The organism is Dyella flava (genome assembly GCF_016904955.1).
GTDB lineage: Bacteria > Pseudomonadota > Gammaproteobacteria > Xanthomonadales > Rhodanobacteraceae > Dyella_B > Dyella_B flava.
Window position 1 is genome coordinate 114,495 of record NZ_JADIKE010000030.1, and the last position, 16,748, is coordinate 131,242.

Annotated in this window: 16 protein-coding genes and 1 pseudogene; 14 read left to right on the forward strand and 3 right to left on the reverse strand. The window is 64.1% G+C overall.

The window, feature by feature from the left end:
- Positions 1-102: 102 nt before the first annotated feature.
- From ISP19_RS06335 to ISP19_RS06345, 3 genes are all read right to left on the reverse strand, one after another.
- On the reverse strand, positions 103-432 hold the full coding sequence (locus ISP19_RS06335; RefSeq protein ID WP_204680571.1) for a c-type cytochrome: 330 nt from the start codon (positions 430-432) through the stop codon (positions 103-105).
- 109 nt (positions 433-541) lie between these two features.
- On the reverse strand, positions 542-1,876 hold the full coding sequence (locus ISP19_RS06340) for a cytochrome C (RefSeq protein WP_239556580.1): 1,335 nt from the start codon (positions 1,874-1,876) through the stop codon (positions 542-544).
- Between the two features lie 49 nt (positions 1,877-1,925).
- A complete protein-coding gene (locus ISP19_RS06345; RefSeq protein WP_239556599.1) occupies positions 1,926-2,450 on the reverse strand; it encodes a cytochrome b in 525 nt (174 codons plus the stop codon).
- 372 nt (positions 2,451-2,822) lie between these two features.
- Here ISP19_RS06345 and ISP19_RS06350 point away from each other — a divergent pair, with 372 nt between their 5' ends.
- From ISP19_RS06350 to ISP19_RS06415, 14 genes and pseudogenes are all read left to right on the forward strand, one after another.
- Positions 2,823-3,260 (forward strand): sugar 3,4-ketoisomerase, encoded by a 438-nt coding sequence (locus ISP19_RS06350; RefSeq protein WP_204680515.1) that lies wholly within the window; start codon positions 2,823-2,825, stop codon positions 3,258-3,260.
- Positions 3,245-3,910, forward strand: a complete 666-nt coding sequence (locus ISP19_RS06355) for an acetyltransferase (RefSeq protein ID WP_204680516.1) — start codon at positions 3,245-3,247, stop codon at positions 3,908-3,910. The genes ISP19_RS06350 and ISP19_RS06355 overlap by 16 nt, the downstream gene beginning before the upstream one ends.
- Before the next feature lie 6 nt (positions 3,911-3,916).
- Entirely contained in the window at positions 3,917-4,870 is a 954-nt protein-coding gene (locus tag ISP19_RS06360; protein ID WP_204680517.1) for a glycoside hydrolase family protein, read from the forward strand.
- The gene (locus ISP19_RS06365) at positions 4,857-5,789 is read left to right on the forward strand and encodes a GNAT family N-acetyltransferase (RefSeq protein ID WP_204680518.1); all 933 of its coding nucleotides are present in this window, start codon (positions 4,857-4,859) and stop codon (positions 5,787-5,789) included. The genes ISP19_RS06360 and ISP19_RS06365 overlap by 14 nt, the downstream gene beginning before the upstream one ends.
- Positions 5,789-6,901, forward strand: a complete 1,113-nt coding sequence (locus ISP19_RS06370) for a DegT/DnrJ/EryC1/StrS family aminotransferase (RefSeq protein WP_204680519.1) — start codon at positions 5,789-5,791, stop codon at positions 6,899-6,901. The genes ISP19_RS06365 and ISP19_RS06370 overlap by 1 nt, the downstream gene beginning before the upstream one ends.
- Positions 6,898-8,148, forward strand: coding sequence for an O-antigen translocase (locus ISP19_RS06375; RefSeq protein WP_204680520.1), 1,251 nt, complete (start codon positions 6,898-6,900; stop codon positions 8,146-8,148). The genes ISP19_RS06370 and ISP19_RS06375 overlap by 4 nt, the downstream gene beginning before the upstream one ends.
- The gene (locus ISP19_RS06380) at positions 8,145-9,098 is read left to right on the forward strand and encodes a glycosyltransferase (RefSeq protein WP_239556582.1); all 954 of its coding nucleotides are present in this window, start codon (positions 8,145-8,147) and stop codon (positions 9,096-9,098) included. Before ISP19_RS06375 ends, ISP19_RS06380 begins: the two co-directional genes overlap by 4 nt.
- Positions 9,095-10,261, forward strand: coding sequence for an oligosaccharide repeat unit polymerase (locus ISP19_RS06385; protein ID WP_204680574.1), 1,167 nt, complete (start codon positions 9,095-9,097; stop codon positions 10,259-10,261). The genes ISP19_RS06380 and ISP19_RS06385 overlap by 4 nt, the downstream gene beginning before the upstream one ends.
- A 10-nt stretch (positions 10,262-10,271) precedes the next feature.
- Positions 10,272-11,150 (forward strand): Wzz/FepE/Etk N-terminal domain-containing protein, encoded by an 879-nt coding sequence (locus ISP19_RS06390; RefSeq protein WP_204680521.1) that lies wholly within the window; start codon positions 10,272-10,274, stop codon positions 11,148-11,150.
- A gap of 85 nt (positions 11,151-11,235) precedes the next feature.
- Complete coding sequence (locus ISP19_RS06395) at positions 11,236-12,045, forward strand: class I SAM-dependent methyltransferase (RefSeq protein WP_204680575.1); 810 nt, start codon at positions 11,236-11,238, stop codon at positions 12,043-12,045.
- Positions 12,046-12,049: 4 nt separating this feature from the next.
- Positions 12,050-13,279, forward strand: coding sequence for an amidohydrolase family protein (locus tag ISP19_RS06400; protein ID WP_204680522.1), 1,230 nt, complete (start codon positions 12,050-12,052; stop codon positions 13,277-13,279).
- Entirely contained in the window at positions 13,279-13,977 is a 699-nt protein-coding gene (locus ISP19_RS06405) for a class I SAM-dependent methyltransferase (RefSeq protein WP_204680523.1), read from the forward strand. The genes ISP19_RS06400 and ISP19_RS06405 overlap by 1 nt, the downstream gene beginning before the upstream one ends.
- 25 nt (positions 13,978-14,002) lie before the next feature.
- A complete protein-coding gene (locus tag ISP19_RS06410; RefSeq protein WP_204680524.1) occupies positions 14,003-15,514 on the forward strand; it encodes a B12-binding domain-containing radical SAM protein in 1,512 nt (503 codons plus the stop codon).
- Between the two features lie 4 nt (positions 15,515-15,518).
- Positions 15,519-16,619 (forward strand): annotated as a pseudogene (locus ISP19_RS06415) (glycosyltransferase family 4 protein); the annotation flags it as partial.
- Positions 16,620-16,748 lie beyond the last annotated feature (129 nt).

Below are 16,748 nucleotides of genomic sequence, written 5' to 3' on the forward strand. Positions count from 1 at the left end.
TACGCATTCACACGCACGAAAGTTGCCCTGTAACAGGTCTTCCCGGCTTATAGACGATCCGGGAACACAAGGGAATGTCATCCATCGCGCGCAACCATGTCATCAGTGGATCGTGCTCAGATAGGTGATGAGGTCATCGAGCTGCTTGGGATCGTCCAGGCCGTCGTACTTCATCTTGGTGCCGGGGTTGGCCTGCCTGGCCGGCTGCGACAGGTAACTGTGCAGCTTGTCCGCCGTCCACACCCAGTGTGCCTGCAACAATGCATCCGAGTATTTGTAGTTCGGCGCGGTGCCCGCCGCGCGTCCGACGATACCGAACAGGCTGGGGCCTTTCTTGTTGCGTCCCTCCTTCACGCTGTGGCATTCCGAACATTCCGTCTGGAACACATCCGAGCCGGCGCCGGCGTCACCGGCCAGGGCAAAAGGGGACATCAAGGCGCCCCCGAGATAGAGTCCTGCGGCAGCCACGCACGGCAGGAACGATGCCGAAAACAACTTGCTCACTTGCTGACTCCTGTACACGTTTTTCGAAGGTGATGCTTTAGAAGGCGACACTCGCCATGACCAGAAAGGCGTCCAGATCCCGCGCACTGGTCGGCGGGAAACCGGGCGGCGCGCCGAACACGTTCTGGCTGGCGCCGTTGAACTGGCTGAAGCGGAACCAGATGGCCGAAAGCTTCAGGTTGGCAAGGTGCGTAAACGAATCGTCCTTGCCGAACGGCGCCCACGACACGATGAACTGATTGCTGGTGGTATCGGGAATGCCGTACGGCTCATAGCGAACCACGTCGCGCGTTGCCGTGCTTTCCAGGTGCGCAATCGAGACGCTGTAGGTTTGCAGGAAGGTATACGTGAGCGAGAGTGTCCGGTCATGCACCGCGCCCTGGGTGAGCGCCGTGACGCCGGGGATCGGACTGGCCGGCAGGATGCCGTAGTGCCGCAGTTCCAGAATGTTGACGAAACTCGCCTGCACGATGTTTTTTCGATTGCCGATGAACTGGTACGTCAGGTCATAGCCGAGATCGGTCACGTCTTCCGGCGGACCCGTGCGCGGCAGATCGCGCTTGGTGGTCAAGGCAACCACGCCGGCGGAGAAGAACTGCTTCTTCAGATCCTTCATGTACGCAAAGCGGGCATAACCGGTATCGCCGAGCTTGCCCGGATCACCCGATGGCGCGTAACCAAGACGATCCTGCTCGGACACGGGCAGCGAGGTGTACGTACCGATTTCGCCGTACCAGTCGGAGTCGTAAAGACCGTAGACGGTCGCGCCGATCACGCGCTCGGCCAGGGAGTTGGGGCTGGAAGGATTGAGCAGCGAGCCGGTGACATCCGGCGGACCGAGCTGGGTGGAGGCGAACAGATCGCTCACCGGGTCCTGGAAGCCGGGATTGTTGTTGACACTTACGCCGAAGGTGGCTTCCTTCTTGCCGACGTTCACGTCCTTGAGCACGAAGCGCAGGTCGACATCGCTCAAGTGGCTGTTGAACTTGTTGTCGCCACTGTTATCCGTGGCGATCTTGATGTAGCCGCCGATATTGTCCGTCGCGCGTCCGGCGATATAGACGTCCGCTTCGGTGAGCTCGTCGCTGCTCTTGCCCTCGGCAGGGACATTGCGCGCGCCGGTGATCTGCGCGGAGACCGGAATCTTCACGCCGTTACTGTCGGTATCGGTATAGCCGTTGAGCTTGAAGCGCATGCCGTAAGGCGTGAGCGCGGGGCCGTAGGCGCCTGCATGGCAGTCCGCGCAGGCATTGCCGGTCTGCCGCGCGTAGGCGGGAATGGCCTGCGCGCTGGTGCTGGCAATCAGTAGCAACGCGGCGGCCAACCAAAGGTAAACCCTGTGCATCCGGCGCAGCGGGCGTCGGTTCAACATGCGATCTCCTTGTCGTGATTGGGGGCGATAGAACACAAGGCGCGCTCCATCAGCGTCGGCGTTTGGGCAGCATCAGCCGCAGCGTGCCGTCGCGCAGCATGAAGTGGTGCCAGAGCGCGGCGGCGATGTGCAGCACAACCAGGGCCAGTAACAGCCAGGCGGCATCGACATGCAAGGTTTGCAGTTGATCGGCGAGATCTGCGTCGCCGCCGACCAGCATGGGCAGGGTCAGGCCGAAAAAGTGCACCGGTTTATGCTGCGCATTGCTCAATGCCCAGCCGAGCATCGGCAGCGCGAGCATCAATGCGTACAGTGCGATGTGCGTCAGCGCCGCGGCCACGCGAATCGGCCAGGCGTTATGGCTTACCGATGGCAGCTTGCCGAGGCGAAAACGCAGCGCCACGCGCAAGAAGAAAAGAATCAGCACAAACAGGCCGAAGTGACGATGGCCTTCGAGCAGCCACTGGCGCAGCGCGCGGCCATCGACCAGTTCGCGGACCAGGATCAAGGTCGCTGCCATGCACACGCAAAGAACGGTAAGCCAGTGCATCACCACCAGCTTGCGCGGGCGCATTACGGCGGCCGCCTGTGAAGGCTGATACGCGCGACCTGGCTCGATGCCAGCGCCGGCGGTGAATGCCACGTTGTGCCCCTGCTTTGATCCAGCCTTGATGTCCACTGTCATACCCGAGCTGCCTGCGCGTCGCCGTCATTCGGCTGATTCATGCCCACTCATGACCTTCCTCACGCCGTTAGCAGAATGCAGGGCGTTGCGAAGACGGCCTCGTGCGGATGGGTGCCGGTGGGGGCGCGAAAGGTTGCATCGATGCACCGGGCGCTGATGCGCGCGCCGGTGACAGCGCGGCGATCCGGCACAACCTTTCCCCGCTGGTATGGCACCCAGGTACGTGGGTCACCTTCACGCAGACACGACCTGGCCTTGAACATGGAAATCCAACGAATCCAGTTGCAGAAGCATGGCGACGACCGCGGCATGCTCATCGCGTTGGAGCAGGATCGAAACGTGCCGTTTGCCATCCGGCGCGTTTACTACCTGTTCGCGACGAACAACGATGTCCATCGCGGCCAGCACGCACACCGCCGCCTGCATCAGCTGGCGGTGCCGGTGCGTGGTTCGGTCACCATGCTGCTGGACGACGGCAACGGTCCGATGGAAGTGGTGCTCGACGATCCCGCGCAAGGCTTGCTGATCGGCAGCATGGTGTGGCGCGAGCTGTACAACTTCAGCCACGACTGCGTGCTGATGGTGCTGGCCGACCAGCTGTACGACCCCTCCGACTACATCACCGACTACGCGCAATTCCTGCGCGAAGCGAAAGGTTCCCTGCTGCAGGAAGGTTTGGCCGCATGCGCAGGCCGCTAGTCATCATCGGCGCGGGCGAGTTCGCCAGGATCGCCTGCGAATACTTCACGCATGACAGCGACTACGACGTGGTCGCCTTCAGCGTCGAGCGTGAATATCTCACGCACTCCACACTGGCGGATCGTCCGATCGTGGCCTACGAGACCCTGGCGGCGAACTACGCGCCGGCCGATTGCGAGGTGTACGTGGCGATCCCCGCCTCTCAGCTCAACCGCCTGCGCACGCGCTTCTACCGCGATGCCAAAAGCCAAGGCTACCGCTTCGCCACCTACATCAGTTCGCGCGCCTTCGTCTGGCACAACGCCGTGATCGGCGAAAACAGCTTCATCTTCGAAAACAACGTCATCCAGCCGTTCGTCACGATCGGCAACAACTGCGTGCTGTGGAGCGGCAACCATGTCGGGCATCGCACGGTGATGCACGACAACGTGTTCGTCGCCTCGCACGCGGTCATTTCCGGTTATTGCGAGATCGGCGAAGGATGCTTCATCGGCGTCAACGCCACCTTCAACGACCAGGTCAAGGTCGCGCCGGACAATGTGATCGGCGCCGGGGCCCTGGTCACGCGCGATACCGAGCCCGGCCGCATCTATGTGGGCTCGCCCGCGCGTGCGATACCGGACAAGTCCAGCCTAGCCGTGAGGCTTTGAACGCGCATGGGCGCATGGATCAAGAAAGGCCTGGTGTTCGACACCGCGCGCCATAGCGTGGGCGCCTGGATGCGCCATTCGGCGCTCACGCCGACACCCTGGCGCATCAGCGATGAGTTGATTCGCGTGTATGCGGGCTTCCGTGATGCGGATGGGGTCAGCCGCATCGGCTATGTGGACGTCCATGCGGACGATCCGGCGCAAATCGCGCGGGTCGGTGCCGAGCCGGTGCTGGACATCGGCCGGGATGGCTGTTTCGACGACAACGGCATGATCCTCGGCGATATCGTCGATACGCCGGACGGCCTGTACATGTTCTATGTGGGTTTCCAGCGCGTGGCGAAAGCCAAGTTCCTGGCTTTCACCGGCCTGGCGATCTCCCACGACGGCGGGCTGCACTTCAAGCGGGCGCAGGAGACGCCGATCCTGGACCGCGCACCCGGACGCAGCACCATCGGCGCGGTGCATTCGGTGATGTGCGAAAACGGTCGCTGGCGGCTGTGGTACGCGGTGGGCGACGACTGGGAGATCATCGACGGCCGGCCCTTTCCGCGCTACCACATTCGCTATGCGGAGACGGACGATCCGCGCATCCTGCCGCGCGAAGATCATCCATGCCTGCTTCCGCGCGGCAACGAATACCGGATCGGCCGGCCGCGCGTCTATCGGCATGGCGATGGCTATGTCATGTACTTCACGCGTGGCAACGTCACTGGCGAATACTTTCCCGGCGTCGCCTACAGCGCGGATGGCATCCGCTGGGAACGTCGCGACGAGACGCTTGGCGTGAGCTTGTCCCCGCGCGGCTGGGATTCGCGCGTCATCTGCTATCCCGCCCTGATTCGCCATCGCGACAAGCTGCTGATGTTCTACAACGGTAACGACATGGGCGTCGACGGTTTTGGCGTGGCGGAGCGACGTGACGGCGCCACCAACGGGGAACCTGATGTACACCGTTAAGCCCTACGCGCCGGCTGATGCCCAGGCCTGGGACGCGCTGGTCGGGCAGTCCAGGAACGGCAATTTCCTGCATCGCCGCAGCTATATGGATTACCACGCGGATCGCTTCGTCGACCAGTCGCTGCTGATCGAGCGCGACGGCAAGCCGGAGGCGGTCTTTCCCGCCAACCGAAAAGATGGCGTCGTGGTAAGCCACGGCGGCCTGACCTATGCCGGATTGATCACCACGCAGGATGTGCGGGCCGAGGCGACGCTCGCCGTGTTCGAGCAGATCAGCGAGCACTATCGCGCGCAGGGTGTCAGGCGCATCGTCTACAAGGCGATCCCGCATATTTTTCATGCCTATCCTGCCGAAGAAGATCTGTACGCGCTGCATCGCCTTGGCGCGACGCTGACGCGGCGCGATATCTCTTCCGTCGTGCCGTTGCGCGAAGCGTTCCGTTTTGCGGACGGCCGCAAGCGCTCGATCAGCAAGGCGAAAAAGGCCGGTGTGCAAATCCGGACCGGTGTCGATCTGACTGCGTTTCATGCGCTGCTGACCGAGGTGCTGCACAAGCACGAGGTCGTGCCGACCCACAGCCCGCAGGAACTGCGGCTGCTGCAGTCGCGCTTTCCCGACCACATCGTGCTGCACGAGGCGTATGTCGAGGACACCCTGCTCGCCGGCGTGCTCGTCTACGACTTCGGCCGCACCGTGCATACCCAGTACATGGCGGCGTCGGAGCAGGGGCGGGAGCTCAATGCGCTAAGCCTGCTGCTCGGCGAACTGATCGGCCATCGCTACGCCGACCGCATCTATTTCAGTTTCGGCGTATCGACCGAGCAGGAAGGGCGTTATTTGAATGGCGGCCTGATCATGCAGAAGGAGCGCTTCGGCGCGCGCGCCGTGGTGCACGATTTCTACCAGTGGGAGCTGTGATGGACGTGCCGTTCCTCAGCGCGCGGGACATCAACGCGCGCTATGCCGACGAGCTGAAGGCCGCCGCCGCCCGCGTGATCGATTCGGGCTGGTATGTGCTTGGCGAGGAAGTGGCCGCGTTCGAACGCGAGTTCGCCGCCTACTGCGGCGTGCAGCATGCGCTGGGCGTGGGCAATGGGCTGGACGCGCTGGCGCTGATCCTGCGCGGCTACAAGGAGCTTGGCGCACTCAGCGAAGGCGATGAGATCATCGTGCCCGGCAACACCTTCATCGCCAGCTTCCTGGCGATCACCGAAAACCACATGCGGCCGGTGCCGGTGGAGCCGGACGCGGCCAGCTTCAATCTCGATCCGGACCGGGTGGAAGCCGCCATCGGCCCGCGCACGCGCGCGATCATGGTGGTGCATCTGTACGGGCAGCTGGCCAACATGCCGGCGCTGCTGGCGCTGGCGCGTCGATACAAGCTGCTGCTGATCGAGGACGCGGCGCAGGCGCATGGTGCGATCAGCCATGGATGTCGAGCCGGTGCGTTTGGCGATGCGGCGGCTTTCAGCTTTTTTCCCGCCAAGAATCTGGGCGCGCTGGGCGACGGCGGCGCGGTCGTCACCCAGGATGCGCTGCTCGCCCAGCGCGTCGCGGCCTTGCGCAACTACGGCTCCGAGGTGAAATACCGCCACCTGTTCCAGGGCGTCAATTCGCGCCTCGACGAAATGCAGGCGGCGATGCTGCGGGTGAAGTTGAAGTATCTGGACCAGGACATCGCGCGCCGTCGCCATGTTGCGCAACGTTATCGCCAGGGCATCCGGCATCCGCAGATCCGCCTGCCGCAGGTGCGCAGCGAAGAGCAGCATGCCTGGCATCTGTTCGTGGTGCGTTGCGCCCAGCGCGACGCCTTGCAACAGCACCTGCAGCGGCTGGGCATCCAAAGCCAGGTGCATTACCCGATACCACCGCATCGGCAGTCCGCCTATCGGTCCTTGCGCGATGTCCACTTGCCGTTGACCGAGCAATTGCATGACGAAGTGCTGAGCCTGCCGCTGGGTCCGACCTTGCGCGACGACGAAGTGGAGCGGGTCATCGCCGCGTGCCAGGCGTTCGAGTGTCCGCCATGAGTCTGGTGCGCACCGGCTTCTACACCTCCATCGCCACCGCGGCGCGCCTGCTCGCGGGCCTGGTGGTCATCAAGCTCGTGGCGTGGTTCGCGGGGCCGGAAGGCGTCGGCAAGCTCGGCCAGTTCATGAGCCTGATGTCGCTGCTGGCGGTGCTGGCCGGTGGTGGCATCAGCGCCGGTATCGTCAAGTACGTGGCTGAGTATCGCCACGACGCGCAGCGGCTGTCGCGCCTGCTGGCGGCGGCACTCTGGTATGCGCTGTGCGCATCGTGCGTGATGGGTTGCGCGGCCTTGTTGTTCAGCCGCCAGCTCGCGCTGTGGCTGCTGGGCGATTTCCATTACGAAAGCCTGATCCGCATCCTGGCCATCGCGCAGCTCGGCATCGCGCTGGTCAATTACATCCTCGCTGTGATCAACGGTTTCATGGACGTGCGCAGGCTCGCCTTCGTGCAGGTGCTCGGTTCGGTGATCGGCGTGGTGATGGCGGTGGGCCTGTCGCGTTGGCTGCATCTGTACGGGGTACTGCTGGCCCTGGTGCTGGGGCAGGTGCTGACGCTGCTGGTGGGCGTGCCGGCGTGGTGGCGCAGTCCGTATTTCCGCCGCAGCATGCTGCGCATGCACTTCGATCGCGAGATGACCAAGCGGCTGGCGGCGTTTTCGGTGATGACACTCACCTCCGCGCTGTTGCCGCCGCTGATCAACATCGCCGTGCGCAATCACCTCGCGCAGCAGTTCGGCTGGGAGCAGGTTGGTTACTGGCAGGCGGTGAGCAAGGTCTCCGATGCCTACCTGCTGTTCCTCACCACGGCCATCAATATCTATTACCTGCCGAAGCTGGCGTCGACGCACGAACGTGCCTCCCTGGTGTTGGAGCTGCGCAGCGCGTACCGCCATCTGTTACCGCTGGTCATCATGCTGGCGGCCCTGGTCTACGTGATGCGCAACGAGGTGACCCATCTTCTGTTCAGCGCCGACTTCACCGCCGCCAATGTGCTTTACGGTCCGCAGCTGATCGGCGACGTCGTCAAGATCGCCTCGTTCGTGCTGTCGTATCTGATGCTGGCCAAGGCGATGACGCGGCTGTTCGTGATTTCCGAATGCGTGTTCGCGGTCAGCTATCTCGCGCTGGTCTACCTGTTCACCGCCTGGTTTGGACTGGTTGGGGCGATGTACGCCTTCGCGATCAACTATCTGCTCTATCTCGCCTTCAACGTGCTGGTGGCACGCCGTTATCTGGGGGAAGCATGACCGTGGCCGACGCCCTGCCGATGAGAGCGCAGAACCTGCCGCTGGTCTCGGTGCTCATTCCTGCGTTCAACCACGGGCGCTTCGTGCAGCGTTGCCTGGATAGCGTGCTGGAAGATCTGTATCCGGCGAAGGAAATCATCATCATCGATGACGGTTCCACCGATGACACGCACGAACGCATTGTCGAGTGGATCGCCCGCCACGGCGACAAGCTGCGCGTGGAATACGCACGCCACGCCAACAAGGGCATTGCCTCGACCATGAACGAACTGGCCGCGCGCGCCCATGGTGAATTCCTGCGCCTGGGCGCCAGCGATGACTATCTGCTACCGGGCGGGCTGGAGGCCCAGGTTCGCTATTTGCTGATGCATCCGTTCAAGAAGGCCGTGGTGGGTGATTCGATCGTCGTGGACGGTAACGGCCTGATCCTGCATGGCAGCGGCATGCACGACCTGCATGGGGCGAACAAGAAACTCTACCGCTCCGACGAAGGCATCCGCCGCGCCGTCATCAGCCAGTGGGCGATCGGCGGACCGGTCGCGATGGTGCGCAAGAGTGCGCTCGATACGGTGGATCGCTGGACCGAAGGCCTGCGCATCGACGACTGGGATTTCTTCCTGCGCCTGGCGGCCTGCGACGGGCTCGGCTTCATCGATGTCAGCGTGTGCGCGTATCGCCTCCACGACAACAACTTCAGCCGGACAACCCACCGCGACACGCGCGTTATCAATCTGCGCGAGTCGCGGCATGTCGCGATGCGCCGGACGCACCTGTTCGAAGAGCCGTACCGCACGCTGCTCAAGGCGCAGGTCCATGTCATCGGCGCCAAGATCGCCTTCCTGCAGCGGCGGCTGACGCCGCTCGCGTTTCACATCGTGATGTATCTGTTGCTGATCGCCTTTTCCAAGCTGCGGTTTCCGATGCCGCATTCGTTGGTCAAGGAGGCCTGACCCGCATGTTGCGCCTTCCTTCCACCTATCTGGCGCTGCCCATCCTGCTGTCCTGCGGGCTTACCTGTCTTACCTATGACCTGCCCGAAAGCTACCTGGAGGGCGTGCTGCTGCTCGCCGCGAGCGCGGTGGCGATCCTGTTGCTGGATCTGCTGTTCGGCGCACGCTTGCCGCGCTTCGAGCGGTTTCGTGCGCGTGACTACCTCGGTACGCGAGAGTCGTTCGTTGCGCTGGCCTTCGCGTATGCAGTGATGGTGTTCTGCCTGCTCGATCTCGCGCTGTTTCCCATTCCGCTGATCGATAACCCCTCGTCCTACGCCAACATGGAAGGCGGCCACGAACATATCCGGCACATCTCCGACATGTGCTGGGCGCTGGTGCCGATCGGGTTGCTTTGCGCGCGCAGCAAGTGGCTGCGCTACCTGCTCATCGCCGTGGGGCTGGTTTTTCCGGTGCTGGTGATCGATCGCAACCGGATCTTCGCGTCGCTGTTTTCACTCGCGTTGGTGGTGCTGTTCCGCCGCGATGAATCCAGGCCGTTGCCGTGGAAGACGGTTGCCGTTCTGGCCGTGGCGGGCGGCACCGTCTTTTCGGTGCTGGGCATGCTGCGCTCAGGCACGCTGGACACCGTCACCTTGCCTTTCAGCGCGATGTATCGCGCCGCACCGCAGGGCATCAAGTGGCTGCTGCTGTATATCAGCGCGGGCCCGTACAACTTCGGCGCAATGCTGGCCAAGCACTATTCGAACGCCAGTTTCCTGATCAACCAGCTGGTGCCGATGGCGGGCTCCATCGCGACCGCCGGCACCGGCATCCCGCTGGATGCGCCCAACATCAACGTCGGCACCGAGTTCTTCCCCTTCCTCATGGCGCTGGGACCGCTGGGCGCGGTGGCGTCGATCCTCGCCTTGTACGCCATGTTGTGGTGGAGCGTGCGGCGCCTGCATCCACCGGTTTCGCTGTTTGCATGGCTGATCTTTCTGCGCATGTCGTATGTCTGCCTGATGTCGCCGTTCGCGCCACAGGCATTTACCTGGACCAACCTCGGTTTTGTGCTGCTGTGCCTGGTCATGCAGGTACTCGCAGCGTGGTTGCCGGGCCGGGCGGAATCGCCGGTTGCCGCGGCCGCCGCTCGAACGATGTCTCCCCCAACTTTCCAGTGAGTCCAAGACGATGGAACACGATGACGTTTATTTGATCGATATGTGGCGGCTGCTGGTCCGCGAATGGACATGGTTCGTGGCGGTGCTGCTGCTGGTGCTCGCCGCTACCTTCGCCTTTCTGCATGCCGCCAGGCCGCAATGGCAGGCGACGGGCTGGATCCAGATCGGCCAGGTGGACACGGCGCCGACCAACCAGGATCCGAAAGCCGAGCCACTGCAACGCGTGCTTGAACGCTTGCAGCTCGTCGCCTTTCAGGACGACGTGGCCAACAGCCTGGGCTTTTCGCATGACGCTCCCGCCGCCGGGCTCTATCGCAGGAGCCTGAAGGCGGAGCCTTTGCCGTATGCGGGGCCGCTGATCAAGCTGACCTTGCGCGGGTATTCGCAGCGACAGGTCAGCCAGTTCGCCACCGCCACCGTGGCCCAGTTGCAGGCGATCCACCAGCGCATCGAGGCGATACCGCTGGCGCGCGGGCATGCGCGGCTGGATGAGCTGCGCAAGGAGCTGCAAGCCGCCCTGGCCGACCGCGACCGCTTGCAGCAAGCCGTCGCTGGCGGCGGTGGTGCGTCCGGCCCGGTGCTGGCAAGCGCACTGCTGTCCAGCAAGAACCAAGAGATCCACAGCTTGCAGCAGACAGAAAGCGAGCTCGCCGATCGTCTCAGCGCCACCTACACCTATGACACCTCGCTGATGTGGCCGGTGTACGCGCCGGCCAACCCGGTGTTCCCCAATCCCGTGCTGATGTGGGCGGTCGGTCTGGTGTTCGGCCTGTTCCTGGCCACCGTGGCGGCGATTGCGCGCAACGCCTTGCGCCGGGCAACGGCGCGCAAGCGCGCACTCACCAAAGGCATTCAACCAAAAAAGCCGATGGTCGCACTCACTGACTAGAAAACGTAGAGGCCGGCGCGTGTCATCCGGTGCAACGAGGATCGAAGTGAGCAAGGCATACAAGCTTGAAACCGGAAGCAGGTCGATGACGCTGGACGAGACACAACTGCTCGATACGCAACGCGCCTTCGACAGCGTCGCGGCCGACTACGACGGTCCGCGCGGCAACAACGAACTGATCCAGCGCATGCGCGTTACGCTGTGGGATACCGTGCGCGCCGTGGTTCCATCGGGTTCGCGCCTGCTCGACCTCGGTTGCGGCACCGGCATCGATGCGGCCGAGTTCGCGCGGCGCGGTCATCATGTCGTCGCCACCGACTGGTCGCCGCAGATGGTCGAGCGCACCCGCGCCCGCGCCGAGGCAGCGGGACTGACCTCACAGGTGCTGCCGATACATGTCGGTGTCCATCAGCTCGGTCAGCTGCACGACCGCTTCGACGGCATCTATTCGAACTTCGGTCCGCTCAATTGCGCGCCCGACCTGCGTGCCGTCGCCGCCGATTCCGCGCGGCTGTTGCGGCCGGGCGGCATGCTGGTGTTCTCGGTCATCGGGCGCATCTGCCCGTGGGAAGTCGGTTATTACGCGCTGAAGGGCCGCTTCAAGCGCGCGGTCGTGCGTGCCGCGCGCGGCGCAACCGCGGTGGGCATGAATCGCCACACCATCTGGACGTATTACTACTCGCCGCGCGAGTTCTATCGCGCCTTCGCCGATTACTTTTCGCTCGAAAGCTACCGGGCGCTGAGCCTGTTCATGCCGCCGCCCTATCTGGTGGATGTGTATCGGCGTCACCCTGTGGCGTGCGAGCGCCTGGGCCGGCTCGACGATCGCCTCGGCGGGCTGCCGCTGCTGCGCAATATGGGCGATCACTTTCTGATCGTGCTGCGCCGGCGGTGAATCCATGAACGCGCCCGTACGAACCAACGCAAGTCTTTGCCATGCGGCCCTGGTCGGCGTGGAAGGCGTGACGCGCGCGGCGTTGCCGATCCGCGCGGGGCGCATTGGGTCATCCACGGCCGCGTGGGCGTATCAGCTGGATCTGCGCGATCACCTGGTCTTTCCCGGCTTGATCAATGCGCACGATCATCTGCACGTCAATGCCGTGCCCGCGCTGCGTTCGCCGACACCTTTTCCCAATAGCTACGCCTGGATCGCCGCATTCCAGGCGCATTTCCAGGATGCCGCCGTCGCAGCTGCGCTGGCGATACCGAAAGCCCTGCGCCTGCGCCACGGCGCGCTGAAGAACCTGCTTGCCGGCACCACCTGCGTGGCGCATCACGATCCCTGGCATCCGGTGCTCGATGCGCCGGATTTTCCGGTGGCACTGCTGCGCAACTTTGGCTGGAGCTATGCGCTCGGCTGGCCGGGATACGGACCGCCGGTGCAGGAGAGTTTTGCGGCGACACCGGCCGAATGGCCATGGATGATCCATCTGGCCGAAGGCACCGATGCGATCGCCCAGGCAGAGCTGGCGCAGCTGGACATGCTCGGTTGCCTGTCGGCGAACAGCGTGCTGATCCATGGCGTGGGTTTGTCCGAGCCGGACATCGAGCGCGTGATCGCCAGCGGCGCGGCGGTGATCTGGTGTCCCGGCAGCAATCGCGCCTTGCTTGGGCGTTCGCTCGATCCGCGCCGTCTGTGCGCGGCCGGCCGGCTTGCGCTGGCCAGTGATTCGCGGCTTAGTGGTGAGCGCGACCTGCTCGACGAAATGCGCGCCATCGTCGACCGCTGCGACCTCACCGCCGCGCAGTTGTTGGGTCTCGTCACGACGCGGGCAGCGGCCATCCTGCGTCTGCCATCGCGCGGCGCGCTGCTACCCGGTGCGCACGCCGACCTGGTGATCGTGGAAGACCTTGGCGGCGACCCGGTGCGCGGCTTGGTAGGCATCGAACGCAGCCAGATCCGTGCCGTGGTGCGCGACGGCATGCCACAGATCGCCGATCCCGATTTCGCCGAATGGTTCGCAGCGACCGGTGTGGAAGCCGTGCCGGTCAAGCTGGACGGCAAACCGAAACTGCTCGCCCGCCATCTCGCCGAGCCGGCATTGATCGCTCTTGAGCCCGGGCTGGAAAGCGCCGCCGATGGGAAGGTGACGGAGTGCGATGTCGCCATGGAGGCTCGGTACTACTGATGTCGCACACACCCATCCTCACTCCGGCGAAAGCCTATGCCTTGTGGGCGCCGAATTATCCGGCGCGCGCCCACAACCCGGTCATGCAGGCCGAAGAGCGCGCGATGCTCGCGCTGATGCCGGAAGGACTGCACGGCCAAACCGTGCTCGATGCCGGTTGCGGCAGCGGCCGCTACATGCTGCATGCGCTGGATCGCGGCGCGGCGCGCGTGAAGGGCGTGGATCTGTCGCAGGAAATGCTGCAACGCGCCGCCATGGAATTGCACGGGCATCGCGTCGACGCGCAGGTGCGCCTGGTGCAGGGCAGCCTGACCGCATTGCCGACGCCGGATGCCTGGGCCGACCTGACCATTTGCGGCCTGGTGATCGGGCATCTCGATGATCTGCAACAGGCGCTGGCCGAGCTGTGCCGCGTGACGCGTCCGGGCGGCACGGTGCTGTGCAGCGACGTGCATCCGATCGGTTACGCGCTCGGCTGGCTGCGTGATTTCAAATGCGACGGCCAGCGCTACGCCGTACGGCATAAGGCGCATCACTACAGTCATTGGCATGCCGCCTGCGCCAAGGTCGGGCTGGAGATCGAGCACGTGCTCGAGCCCATGCTCGATCCGCAAGACATTCCCGATGACGCCCACTTCGACCGCATGGCGCTGGAAGTCCCGGTGGCGCTGGTGTTCCAGCTGCGGCGAACGCCATGACCTTTCCCGCTTTCGACCGGCACCCATGACGCGCCCGCATACGCTGCTGATCAACCCGACCATCACCTCGCCCTCCAGCGCGCGGTTTCCGTTGTCGCTGCTGCATCTGGCCGCCGCGCTCGACAAGACCGGCAGCAGCGAGATCATCGATGGCAACGTCGATCGCGACTTCATCACTGACAGCTTGCGCGCGCTGCAACAGCGCCGCTTCGATGCGGTGGGCATCAGCGTGATGGGCGGCCCGCAGATGGCGCCGTCGATCGAGCTGTCGAAGGCGGTGCGCGAACACTTTCCCGAGCTGCCGATCGTGTGGGGCGGTTATTTCCCGACGCTCTACACGGATACGGCGCTGGCCGCGCCCTATGTCGATTACGCCATCCGCGGCCAGGGCGAGGAAAGTTTTCCGGAGCTGATGACGGCGCTGAGCAACGGTGCGCACACATCGCTGGCGCGGATCGGCGGTTTGTCACACAAGGTCGATGGCGAGATCGTGCACAACCCGAGCCGGCGTTTCTCGCTCGCCGATCCCAACACCGTGCTGGTGTACGACAAGCTCGGCGATCCGCGCCGCTATCTGGCGCGCACCTTCCTGGGCCGCCGTACCGCCGCGCATCAGGCGTCGGTGGGCTGCCGCTTTCGTTGTACGTTCTGCGGCGTCGCGGCCATGTTCGGCGGCGCGACCGCCGTCCCGGCCACCACGCGCCTGGAGCGCGAACTCACCTATCTCAAATATGAGCTGGGCGCCGATTCGATCCAGTACTTCGACCACAACTTCTTCGACCGCGAAGAAGACATGGTGCCGCTGCTGGAAGTCATGGCGAAACTTGAACTGCCGTGGTGGTGCTACGCGCGCTCGGATGCCTTGCTGAAACTGTCGGAAAGCTCATGGAAGCTGGTGCGCAAGAGTCGCCTGCGCATGGCCTACATCGGCGCGGAATCGCCCAGCGGGCAAATGCTCAAGGAGATCCGCAAGGGCACGCGGCCGGACCAAACCCTGGAAGTGGCCGAACTGTGCCGGCGCAACGGCGTCGTTCCCGAACTGTCTTTCATGGTCGGGCCGCCGGAAAACACCGAGGAAGAAACCGAGCACACCTTCGAATTCATCCGCGAGCTGAAGCGCATCAATCCGCAATCCGAGATCATCGTCTACGTCTACACGCCGTTGCCGGAAAGCAGCCGTCACGAAAAAGATCGTGGCAAGCGGCCTTCCGCGCCCCTGCTCGATGTCAACGGCGAGCCGGTGGTGTTCCCCAGGACACCGGAAGAATGGACCGAGCAACGCTGGGTCGACTACGCCTGCCACGCCGATGCGCCCTGGCTGACCGACAAGATGCGCCGGCGCATCCGCGACTTCGTCACCGTGCTGCGTTGCCGTTATCCCACCGCGCAGGATCTGCGCTCGCCACGCTGGGCCAAGCGTACGCTCAGTGTGGCCGCGTCGTGGCGCTACAGCCATCGCAAATACAACCGGCCATGGGAGCTGGAGCTGGCCAACCGGCTGGTAAAGCTGCGCATGCCACAGGTTTCGGGGCTCTGAGCGGATGACGGCGCTGCATGTTGCGCAGATCAACTTCGTTCCGGCCCCGGAAGGACTTGGCGCAGCCGAGGTGTTCCGGCAATGGCCGTCGCTGGTGGATGTCGCCGAAGCGGTCGCCAGTTCCGGCACGCGGGTGTCGGTGATCCAGGCGACGACACAACCGATTCACGTCGTTCGCGGCGGCATCGGTTACCACTTCAGCGATATTCATGACACGGACACCGTAGCCAGCCGCGGACGGCGCTTTGCCCAGCTGATCGACCAGATCGAGGCGGATGTCCTGCATGTGCACGGCCTGGACTTCGCCGAGGATGCGTTCGCCATCGCGCAATGTCTGCCGCATCTGCCGATCCTGTTCCAGGATCACGCCAACCGCCCGCCGCGCTGGTGGCGGCGGCCGCAGTGGCGGCGCTGGTACAGGGCCGCCGCGGGCGTGGCCTTCACCGCACCGGAACTCGCGCAGCCGTTTACCGCGGCGGGCTTGCTCGATCCGCACGCACAGGTGTTCGCCATTCCCGAATCCAGTTGCCGCTTCACCCGCGGCAGCCGTGCGCGCGCGCGTGCGGAAACCGGCCTGTATGGCGATCCGTGCATCCTGTGGGTGGGCCATTTGAGCGCGGGCAAGGACCCGATGACCGTGCTCGACGGCGTCGCGCAGGCGGCGGCGGTCTTGCCGGGACTGAAACTGTGGTGCGTGTTCGGCGATGCGCCGCTGCTGCCCGCCGTGCAACGACGCATCGATCGCGATCCGCACCTGTCCGGACGGGTGCACTTGCTGGGCAAAGTGGCGCATCAACGGATCGAATGGCTGATGCGTGCGGCGGATCTGTTCGTCTCTGGCAGCCATCGGGAAAGCTGCGGGTATGCGCTGTTGGAGGCGATGGCCTGCGGTGTCACGCCGGTCGTCACGGATATCCCGTCATTCCGCACGCTGACCGGCGACATCGGTCATCTGTGGCCGTGCGGCGACGCCCGACGTCTGGCGCAAGCACTGGTGCATGCAGCAACGAAGCGCCAGTCGCCGGAGCGGGTGCGTGCGCATTTCGACGCCATGCTTTCGTTCGAAGCGGTCGGGCGGCAATGGAGCGACGCATACACGCAACTCCTCAGCAATCATTTTCTCCGTCGTCATTCCCGCGAAAGCGGGAACCCATTTCGCTCTGATGCGAGCGATGAAAATGGGTTGCGGCTTTAAAAATGGGTTCCCGCTTTCGCGGGAATGACGGCCAAACCA